Annotated in this window: 12 protein-coding genes; 5 read left to right on the forward strand and 7 right to left on the reverse strand. The window is 45.9% G+C overall.

Translation table 11 applies throughout. From position 1 onward, the window contains the following. Nucleotides 1-652 (forward strand): geranylgeranylglyceryl/heptaprenylglyceryl phosphate synthase (locus tag ACP5N5_RS03960; RefSeq protein ID WP_428133149.1); only part of this gene is annotated, 652 nt, incomplete at its 5' end. On the opposite strand, the gene ACP5N5_RS03965 is transcribed toward ACP5N5_RS03960, so the two are convergent. Beyond that, nucleotides 633-890, reverse strand: a complete 258-nt coding sequence (locus ACP5N5_RS03965) for a MazG nucleotide pyrophosphohydrolase domain-containing protein (protein ID WP_012608857.1) — start codon at nucleotides 888-890, stop codon at nucleotides 633-635. The two genes, ACP5N5_RS03960 and ACP5N5_RS03965, sit on opposite strands and share 20 nt — an antisense overlap. Before the next feature lie 74 nt (nucleotides 891-964). Here ACP5N5_RS03965 and ACP5N5_RS03970 point away from each other — a divergent pair, with 74 nt between their 5' ends. Continuing rightward, a complete protein-coding gene (locus tag ACP5N5_RS03970; protein ID WP_042667836.1) occupies nucleotides 965-1,144 on the forward strand; it encodes a preprotein translocase subunit Sec61beta in 180 nt (59 codons plus the stop codon). Between the two features lie 197 nt (nucleotides 1,145-1,341). Here the strand turns inward: ACP5N5_RS03970 and ACP5N5_RS03975 are convergent, their stop codons facing one another. From ACP5N5_RS03975 to ACP5N5_RS03990, 4 genes are read right to left on the reverse strand one after another with little or no spacing between them, the layout of a single operon-like run. After that, entirely contained in the window at nucleotides 1,342-2,274 is a 933-nt protein-coding gene (locus ACP5N5_RS03975) for a 3-methyl-2-oxobutanoate dehydrogenase subunit beta (RefSeq protein WP_193332944.1), read from the reverse strand. Then, on the reverse strand, nucleotides 2,253-3,434 hold the full coding sequence (locus ACP5N5_RS03980; protein ID WP_428133154.1) for a pyruvate ferredoxin oxidoreductase: 1,182 nt from the start codon (nucleotides 3,432-3,434) through the stop codon (nucleotides 2,253-2,255). The genes ACP5N5_RS03975 and ACP5N5_RS03980 overlap by 22 nt, the downstream gene beginning before the upstream one ends. 1 nt (nucleotide 3,435) lies before the next feature. Next, entirely contained in the window at nucleotides 3,436-3,717 is a 282-nt protein-coding gene (locus tag ACP5N5_RS03985) for a 4Fe-4S binding protein (RefSeq protein ID WP_428133156.1), read from the reverse strand. A 3-nt stretch (nucleotides 3,718-3,720) separates the two neighbouring features. Then, a complete protein-coding gene (locus ACP5N5_RS03990) occupies nucleotides 3,721-4,302 on the reverse strand; it encodes a 2-oxoacid:acceptor oxidoreductase family protein (protein WP_428133158.1) in 582 nt (193 codons plus the stop codon). Between the two features lie 139 nt (nucleotides 4,303-4,441). Here ACP5N5_RS03990 and ACP5N5_RS03995 point away from each other — a divergent pair, with 139 nt between their 5' ends. Then, nucleotides 4,442-5,197, forward strand: a complete 756-nt coding sequence (locus tag ACP5N5_RS03995; RefSeq protein ID WP_428133161.1) for a DNA polymerase sliding clamp — start codon at nucleotides 4,442-4,444, stop codon at nucleotides 5,195-5,197. A 16-nt stretch (nucleotides 5,198-5,213) separates the two neighbouring features. Here ACP5N5_RS03995 and ACP5N5_RS04000 read toward each other — a convergent pair whose 3' ends face one another. Beyond that, nucleotides 5,214-5,486, reverse strand: coding sequence for a hypothetical protein (locus ACP5N5_RS04000; RefSeq protein ID WP_428133164.1), 273 nt, complete (start codon nucleotides 5,484-5,486; stop codon nucleotides 5,214-5,216). Nucleotides 5,487-5,558: 72 nt separating this feature from the next. On the opposite strand from ACP5N5_RS04000, the gene ACP5N5_RS04005 reads away from it, so the two are divergent. Further along, complete coding sequence (locus ACP5N5_RS04005) at nucleotides 5,559-5,945, forward strand: hypothetical protein (RefSeq protein ID WP_428133166.1); 387 nt, start codon at nucleotides 5,559-5,561, stop codon at nucleotides 5,943-5,945. 40 nt (nucleotides 5,946-5,985) lie between these two features. Here ACP5N5_RS04005 and ACP5N5_RS04010 read toward each other — a convergent pair whose 3' ends face one another. Continuing rightward, nucleotides 5,986-6,330, reverse strand: a complete 345-nt coding sequence (locus ACP5N5_RS04010) for a hypothetical protein (RefSeq protein ID WP_428133169.1) — start codon at nucleotides 6,328-6,330, stop codon at nucleotides 5,986-5,988. Nucleotides 6,331-6,492: 162 nt separating this feature from the next. Between ACP5N5_RS04010 and ACP5N5_RS04015 the strand changes: the two genes are divergently transcribed. Beyond that, nucleotides 6,493-9,291 carry a DEAD/DEAH box helicase gene (locus tag ACP5N5_RS04015; RefSeq protein WP_428133171.1) on the forward strand — a complete coding sequence of 933 codons (2,799 nt, stop codon included), beginning with the start codon at nucleotides 6,493-6,495 and terminating at the stop codon, nucleotides 9,289-9,291. Nucleotides 9,292-9,345 lie beyond the last annotated feature (54 nt).

The following is a 9,345-nucleotide window of genomic DNA, read 5'->3' on the forward strand; positions in this document are numbered from 1 at the left end:
CGATGAATTAGAGAAGTTAATGGATATAGCCAGTAGTGCCGGTACCGATGCCTTTCTAATAGGTGGGAGCACTAGTGTAACCCCGGAGGAGGCTGGGGCTACAGCTGAAGTACTCAAGAAGAGCGGTCTCCCCGTGGTGGTTTTCCCAGGTAATTTATATTGTTTAACGCCTAAAGCTGATGCAGTATTATTCATGGTCCTAATGAATACCATGGAGCCATACTACTTAATGCAGGTGCAGGTCCTAGCCGCCCCTCTAATACGTAAATATAGTCTTGAAACCATTCCAACAGGCTACATAGTCTTCAACACTGATACGGCTGTAGGGCATATTGGCAGAGTGTATTCAATACCATACTCGAAGCCCGAGCTTGTTCTAGCATATGCGTTGGCAGCTGAAATGATGGGGTTTAAACTACTCTACCTAGAGGCTGGCAGTGGTGCCCAAAGCCACATACCACCAGCCTTCCCAGGGATCGTTAAGAAGCACACCGAGTTGATCACTATGGTCGGCGGGGGCGTTAGATCCCCTGATGCAGCACTAGAGTTGATTAGAGCCGGGGCTGACATCATAGTTACCGGTACTATAATGGAGAAGGATCCTGAGAGAGGGGTGAATATTATAAAAACAATCAAGAAGTACCGGGGCTGAGATACTTCTTTCTAAATGCCTCCTCTAGATCTATATTTACCAGGTTAGCTATGCTGAGAAGCCATGCAAATACGTCGGCTAGTTCTTCCTCAAGCATGGATTTATCCATGTGTAGTAGTGCCTCAGCTAACTCGCCTACCTCCTCCGTGAACCATGTAAAGGTAGCGAATACGCCTCTCGCGTTGTCTCTTTCATAGTATTGTCTCCTAATGTAATCCTGTGCACTCTTTATATCCATTCAGCCACACCATGCCCCCTTGACAATATATAAAACCCTCAATGGGGATTAATTATTTCTCGGAGGCGGTGTCCATGAGTAAGAAGGGTAGGCGTAGAAGGGATGTCCCGGGCATGTTTTCGGCAGCTGGACTGGTTAGATATTATGAGGAGAGCGATGTAGGCTTAAAACTAAAACCCCATATATTAATCGCTATTATGGTGGCATTCACGGTTACGGTAATAGTTTTATCGAAGCTTGCCCCCTTGACTTAGATATAGTGTGCATTGTGGTCTCTATATACGTGTTCGATGGGGAAGTCATTGGGGCAACTGGCAAGCACATCATATATCCATCAAAAGAATACCAGGAAAAACTATCAAAACTACACGGAAAGAAGGGCAAGGTAAATAGTCATAGAGGAAAGCGATTAAAAGTAATCAGAATTGAAGTAATACAAAACCCTAAACGTCTACATGTGTTTCTTGATCCACTCCCAGTTTGCATCCATCTGCCTCTTTATCTCGCTTAGCAGTTCTTCCGTTATATTCCTGAACCTACCTTGTAGCTTAATATATTCCTCGATAGGTTTCCTCTTACTTGGATCCATGTAGGCCCTACTCGGGCTGGATATTGTGAGTTTTCCATCATGATACTCGTAGAGTATCCATAATCCTGTTTCAACAGCTAGCTTGGCAATTCTTACTGTATATCTTGGATCGAATCTCCAGCCTATTGGGCATGGTGCATGGAGATGTATGAACTTGAATCCCCTGATCCCTTTTGCTTTCTGTAACTTATTGTAGAAGTCGTGGGGATACCCTATACTTGCTGTTGCAACGTATGATACGCCATGGGCTATCATTATCTTTGCCACGTCTTTCTTGGGCTCTATTTTACCCTTGATAGGTGTCGTAGTAGTCCATGCACCGAGCGGCGTTGACGAGCTTCTCTGTATACCAGTGTTCATATAAGCCTCGTTATCATACATTATGTACAATATATTGTTATTCCTCTCGGCTGCACCGCTTAAACTAGCCATGCCTATGTCAGCTGTACCACCATCCCCTGCCCATGCCACCACCTGGACATCCAGGATACCCCTTCTCTCGAGGGCCTCAGCTGTCCCGGATGCTACAGCCGCTGCCGAGGCGAATGGGACATGTATTATACTCGTCTTCAACGAGTGAAACGGGTATGTTCCCACGACTACTGAGGAGCAGCAGGCCGGTATAACTAGTATCATTTTTTCTCCAAAGACAGCTGAGAGAACCTTCCATGCCATCGGTATAGGGCATCCAGGGCAGGCGGCGTCTCCCGGTAATACCATGTCCCTCATATTATATGGTATAGGGGGCTTGGGTCTACCTGTAGACACATATATCACCTCCTGATCATCACCCATTTAAAGCCGGGTGGTTGGCCATTCTTTTCAACCTCGTCTATGAACTCCTTTGTAAGCTTGTAGAAGTCCTCGGCTGTAACATTGACGCCGGCGATTCCTGCCACGATGTTGGATACATAGGGGGGATTCCTTGTGTAGGTTAGTAATCCACCTGCTAGATCCGTGAATATTGGGCCATATGAGCCGAAGCTTATTGATCTATCGTATACAAGTACTCCTTTACTGCTTCTAATTACCTCCCATATGTCTTCCATTGGGAATGGACGGTAGTATCTTATACGTATTGATCCGATGGGGTATCCTTCATTACGTAGCTTTTCCACTGCCTCCATGAGATCACCACTCCAGGCACCTATTGATATAGTAATGTATTTTGCATCACTGCAGTGGAAACATTCTATAAGTCCACTATATTTTCTTCCAAATAGCTTATTGTACTCATTAGTAACCTCCTTGATCACTTTCTTCGCCTCATTCATTGCCTCCTGTATTCCATAGAAAATATTCTCCGTGTCCTCAGGCATTGTCAGCCCGCCTACTGCAAGTGGGGTGCTTCCATCGATAATGTACCCCTGTCTACGGGGACCAAGCCACTCTCTAACCATTGATTCATCAGGTATGTCAACAGGCATTGTAGTGTGTCCTAGTATGAAGCCTTCAAGCCCAACCATGACTGGGAGGTATACCGAGGGGTCCTCACTGATCTTGAAGGCCTGTAGCACTAGGTCTAATGCCTCCTGGTTATCCATAGCGTAACTCATTACCCAGCCGGCGTCGCGTTGATCCATGAAGTCGCTGTGGTCGGGCCATATATTCCATGGGGCATTAATTGTCCTGGATACTATAGCCATAACCATAGGTATCCTGGCCCTGGAGGCCCAGTGTACTACCTCATGCATGTAGAGGAGCCCCTGGCTGCTTGTTGCGGTGAATACTCTGGCGCCGGCTACGGCTGCCCCGAAGCATGCAGCTAGTGCTGAATGCTCTGATTCAACCCTGATCATCACCGAATCCAATTCACCGTTCTCTATCATTTCCGAGAGTTTCTCAACTATGCTTGTCTGAGGTGTTATCGGATAGGCGGCTATTACGTCCGGTCTTGCCAGTTTCACCGCGTATGATACGGCGTAGTTACCTGTTAAAGCCTTCTTCATGCCCACACTACTTCACCTCCTCAACCATGCTTATCGCGTTAACGGGGCATACGTCGGCGCATACCCCACATCCCTTGCAGTAGTCATAGTCTATTTTTACACCGGTTTCGGGTTCAACCCTTATAACGTTCACTGGGCAGAATATCTCACACTGATAGCATCGGGTGCACTTGGATTGGTCTACTATAGGCTTGGTTGTCCTCCAGAACCCTGTTTTACCAGCGACTCCTATGTCAGGCCTTGTTAGAGGTGGTTGCCCGGTTTTAGGTGGTGTTACACGTATACTCATAGCCTACACCTCGAGAATTAGTTTGGTCTCATGGTAAGCACGCTCGGCAGCTCTCGTGTTGAGCTCGCCAGCCTTGCCACCTTCAAAATAATTCATAATCGCTTTCTTAACGCTTTCAATTGTGAGCAGCCCTGTAGCTTTCACGAAGGCGCCCAGCATGCTCGTGTTGACTACGGGCCATCCAGCGATAACTAGCCCTAGGTCTCTAGCTATCTTCGTGGCATCAACCCTGTATATTCTTGCCCTGCCACGGTGGTTAATGCTTTCCGGCAGTACCTTATCCTTCTCAGTGTTCACTACAACTATACCGTTCTCTCTTAGTAAACTCCTCTTAACGACACCTAGATCCAGTAGCCCAGGATCCAGCACGATGATCACGTCGGCCTCATTAAACATTCCGTGTCTAAGTATCGGCTTATCGCTTAACCTGGCGAACGCTGTTACAGGGGCGCCTCTTCTCTCAGCGCCGAAGAATGGGAATCCCTGGCCGTGTTTACCCTCGAACATTGCTGCCTCTACTAGTATATTGGCTGCTGTTACAGCTCCTTGTCCTCCTCTCCCATAGAATAATATCTCATATAGCATTCTATACACCTATATACCGATCGATACAGTACATATTTTGGGCTAATAAATTCAACGGTTATGACTACCTCTCTATTGATCCCTTATGGATGAATATATTTTAATCCACGTATAAAATTAGTTATCAGGGGTGGGTCAATTGTTTAAAGCCGTCTACCCTAACGCATCGAAGATGAAATATATCACACAGGCTATCGCGAAAATCACTGATGAGGCACCAATCTACGTGACACAGGAAGGATTAGAGGTCAGGGTATTAAGTCCTGATAAATCGATGCTTAGCATAGTTAGAATACCTGCCATGAGCTTCGAGGAATATAGTGTTGAAGGGGAGGAGTCCTTCATTGTCGCATCAACGGATTTAAACAAGATAATGAGGCGTGGGACAAGAAACGATGTATTAGTTATGGAGCTTGACAGGGCTGGCAATGTGTTGAATATGGTGTTTAGGGATAGGAAAACAGGGCTTGAAAGGGTTTTCCAGCTAGAGCTACTGCCGAGAACACCGGAGCCGGTTCCAGAATTAAACATTGAGCTGGGGGTAGTCGTTAAAATGATGGCTGAAGACTATATGAATATAATCGGGGACTTGAAAACCATCGGTGAGGAAGCAATATTCGCTTATGAGGAAAACAAGCTAAAGATATCCTCCTCGGAGCAACAGAAGGAGTATGTAGGCGTATTCACAGAGGGATCGCCACTCCTATACTTGTATTCATCGGTTGAGAAAGCAAGGGCGGTCTACAGTATTGACCTGCTAGCTGTAACAGTCAAACCGGCTTCGGCATCTAAGCAGGTGACTATATCCTTTGACACGGATAAACCAGTGAAAGTAGAGTATGAGCTAGCTGGGGGAGGCCAACTAATATACTGGGTTGTCCCAAGAGTAGGCTAGCTGGTTAGAGGGTTATCTAGGCTGAGGGCGCCCTGCTCTCACTGCTTAATTTACCAAGTAGCTCCATTAACAGCCTCCTACGCTCCTCGGGGCTGGCGAGTCTTGGTTGAGCAGGCTTCTCTAGAACGGCTTCAACACGCCAAACCGGTCTAGGGCACTCGCTCCTCTTCGGGCATGATATACAGCACACGGCATCAACTAGTAGGTTCTGGAATAGAGTGCATTGTTTAACAGGTCTGTAGTAGCCGCATACATCACATCTCTCCCAATATATCGTCAATGCTGGCACCCCTGAGTTTAATAATAGCTTATGAAAATATTATAATGATGACGTAAAATACGTTATTCTAGCTGGTTTAAGGTGGTTTCAACCGTGTTGAAGATTTTAATCGACCTAGCTAAAAGCCCTCGGATAGTGCTGGATAAGGAAGAGGCTCTACGGTTGCTCACGGAGTATGCAGTCTTAAAGAAGTCGAGGGATCTAGAGGAGGCGATTAGGATAGTGAGAAATTTCACTGAGTACCTGGGTTACTCTAGGAGGAAGTTCGAGGAATACATTAATGTACCAAAGGATCCGGGGGATGCACTGAGGGGCCGGGTCGTAGTGCATAGGATCAGGTTGTTTATGGATGGTGCTAGGGAGATGGTTGAGATAGTTTTCGATAGAAGAATTAATATCGATGAACTCATCTTCATACTTAAAAAGATGGGCTTTACCGAGGTTGTCATTGAGGAGCAGAGGATCTAATCTTCTCCCAACCCTAAAGAGCGAGGCTTTCAGTTGTAAGTTACTTTTTCCTCTCCTTCCTGCTTTTCTTCCTCTTGCTTTTACTCGTCTTTCTCTTCTTCCTGCCACCCTTCTTCTTAGCCTTCTTCCCAGCAGTCTCCTTTGAGGTCTTAGGGATGTTCTCATGTTTACCATGGGATGATTGAGTCGGGATTATTTTAGCCAGCTCCTCTATGCTCGCCTCCCCCTTCAGTATCCTACGCCATGTTTTCGTGACGTCTAGTAATAGCTTCAACTGCTCTATTTGTACCTCCTTTCCTTCTTCCTCGTATTCTTCCTCGATCATCTCTTCTTCTAGGGCAACGTCTTCCTCGTATTCCGTCTCGTCTTCATTAAATAAAAGCATGACTTACACCCCTCTCTTGTTTAGAAAATGTTTTTATCTAGTTTTTAAATTAAGATTATTAATAATATAATTGCAACTGGGAGCCCTAAACCTCGATATGATGTTTCCTGAGCGTTTAAACTGATTTAAAGCTCTTAGATTAAAACGGGTAGCTGAGTAGCCATGAGCGGTATTGTAGAATGCATCAGGAAGCTGGGATACAAGAGTTTCACAGAGCTTCAGAAAAAAGCTTTTGACAAGGTGGCTGGAGAAGGCAGGTCAGTGTTAATACTGGCTCCAACCGGTAGTGGTAAAACAGAGGCTGCTGTGATACCGGTTTTCTACAGGGTTAGAATTGAAAGATTGAAACCCATCGCGGCAATCTACATTACCCCCCTAAGGGCTTTAAACAGGGATATTGAGAGGAGAATCAAGAAGATTGCATCCTGCTTCGGGCTTAGCGTCGCAGTAAGGCATGGCGATACGCCTGAGAGAGCGCGCAGGGAGCTAGCTGATAACCCGCCCCATGTATTAATCACCACGCCCGAGTCGTTCGCGTACATAATTGTCAACGAGAAGCTCCGTCATTACATCGCTAACACAAGGTACTTGATAATCGATGAATTCCATGAAATGGTGAGGAGTAAGCGTGGACTATTATTCCTGACGATGCTATACCTACTCTGGGAGTACCATGGTTTTAAACCATTAAGGATAGCGCTATCTGCAACCCTCTCCAACCCTAGTGAGTACCTTAAACTGTTGACCCCTACGGGTGAAGATGTAGAGGTCATCGGGGATGAATACGTTAAGAAGATGGATGTAAAGGTTGTAATACCCGGTAAACCCAGCTCGCTGAGTCTACTGGGTGACGACTCCGTTGACCCTAGGTTATCCTATATACTGGATGCCGGGAGAAGGTATAATGGAGTACTGGTTTTCACGAACACGCGCTCGCTTGCGGAAATGCTTGGTTCCCTACTGAGGAAACTTATCGAGAAGCATGGTTTAGACCTAAAGGTGGGCGTGCATCATGGTAGCTTATCCCGTAGTCACAGGGAGGAGGTTGAGGCTGGATTTAAACAAGGAGAATTGAATATATTGGTTGCTACATCGAGCATGGAGCTCGGTATAGATATCGGGCACATCGACTTCGTTATCCAGTATTTATCACCTAGACAGTCCTCGAGGCTTATTCAAAGGATTGGGAGAAGCGGGCACAGGCTTAAAGGCATTAGTCGTGGTGTAGTGTTGAGCACGAGCAATCTACTACACCTATTGGAATCCCTGATCCTCGTTGACGAGGCTTTGAGAAGTAAAGTGGAGAGGGAAGAGGTGATATTTAAACCGCTTGATGTACTAGCATACGCCATAGCACTACTAGTCCTCTTGAATCCTAGTGGCGTCAACAGGGATGAACTATATGATAGATTGGTGAGATATGCTCTATACCGTGATCTATCCCCCGAGGAATACAATGGGCTAATCGAGTACATGGTCTACGCGCACATCTTAAGGGATGATGGAGGATTACTTAAGCCCACTAGAAAGACCAGGCTTTATGTCTATAGGACATCGATGATCCCTTCTACAAGGGACATCCATGTTGTAGAGGTTTCAACAGGTAAGACCATAGGCTCCCTAAACGAGGAATACGTTATACTGAGGCTTAGGCCGGATGACGTGATCATTCTAGCAGGGGAGGCATGGAGGGTAATAGGATTCGATGATGAAAAAGGGCATCTCTATGTTGAGAAAACAAAGGGCGACTACGCTGAGTCGCTCATACCACACTGGGAAGGCGAGAATATACCGGTTGACACGCGTGTAGCGTTGAGAATCGGTGAGGTAATAGATTATGTAAAGAAGAATAAGAGCCTCCCAGAAGAGCTTAAGAAGCTGTTGGAGACTAATGTGGAGATATCTTGGGGCCTCGCCGAGGAATTGAGCGGGTATAGCAGGATATATGTCGACTACGTGGAGAAAATGAATCTCCTCATCATAAATATTAATGCTGGAAGCAAGGTGAATAGTTTAATACGTGACGTCATCACGTACCTGCTTAGACAGAGATTCCCCATCATGGATTTCACATCGTACTCCTCCCCCTATGCTGTCTTGGTGAGGGTGAAGGGCTATATATACCCGGCTGAATTGATCAATGCTGTTAAAACGATAATCATAAACCTGGGGAAATACATTGACAATAACGCGTTTCTAAGGAGTGTTGTGAAGGATAGCCAGGCATTATACTGGAGGATATACCAGGTTGCCCAGAGATTTGGAGCTATAACGCCTGGGGAGACCAGGGTGACGAAATCCATGCTTAATGCATTGGCTGACACCATTATAGGTGAGGAGGCATTTAAGGAAGTCCTTATAAAGGATTATGACTTAGAGTCGGCTCGGAGCATAGCTTCATTAATTACCGGGGGAGGTATAAGTGTTGAAACCAGGGTCTACGATGACCTAGCTAGGCACCACTTGGAGATACTTGGGTATATTGAGCTACCTATTAGGAAGGATGTTGTAAACATAGATATATCCCAGTACTTAGAGAGACTCCTTGAGAGAGAGCTAACACTACTATGCATTAAATGCGGGTACATCAAGCAAGGCAAGGTGAGGGAGTTACTCGAGTTAGGTAAATACTCATGTCCCAGATGCGGCCTTGCCACGTTAACTATTATTAAAGGAGATGTAGAGGAGGAGAAAGGCATCGTTGAAAAGCTGAGGAGAGGGATGGAATTAAAGGGCGGCGAACGCCGCCTCTTAGACGACCTCGCCAAGAGAGCGGTTATACTTTATAAATTCGGTAAGCAAGCCCTCCTGGTTTTCGCTGGAAGAGGAGTGGGAACCAGTGAGGCCGTAAGAATACTTAACAATGCCTCGAGGGGCTCGGATTTAGTTAGAGAGATATATGAGAGGGAGAAGACATTCCTACGGGTTAAGAAATATATTGACAGCAAGGATGATGAGTAGCCCCATGCATCAACCTGGTTCAACTCAACCTAAATTAGGTTGATTGGATAGATG

Origin of the sequence: Desulfurococcus sp. (assembly GCF_049970475.1) — an archaeon.
In the GTDB taxonomy this organism is placed as follows: Archaea; Thermoproteota; Thermoprotei_A; order Sulfolobales; family Desulfurococcaceae; genus Desulfurococcus; species Desulfurococcus amylolyticus.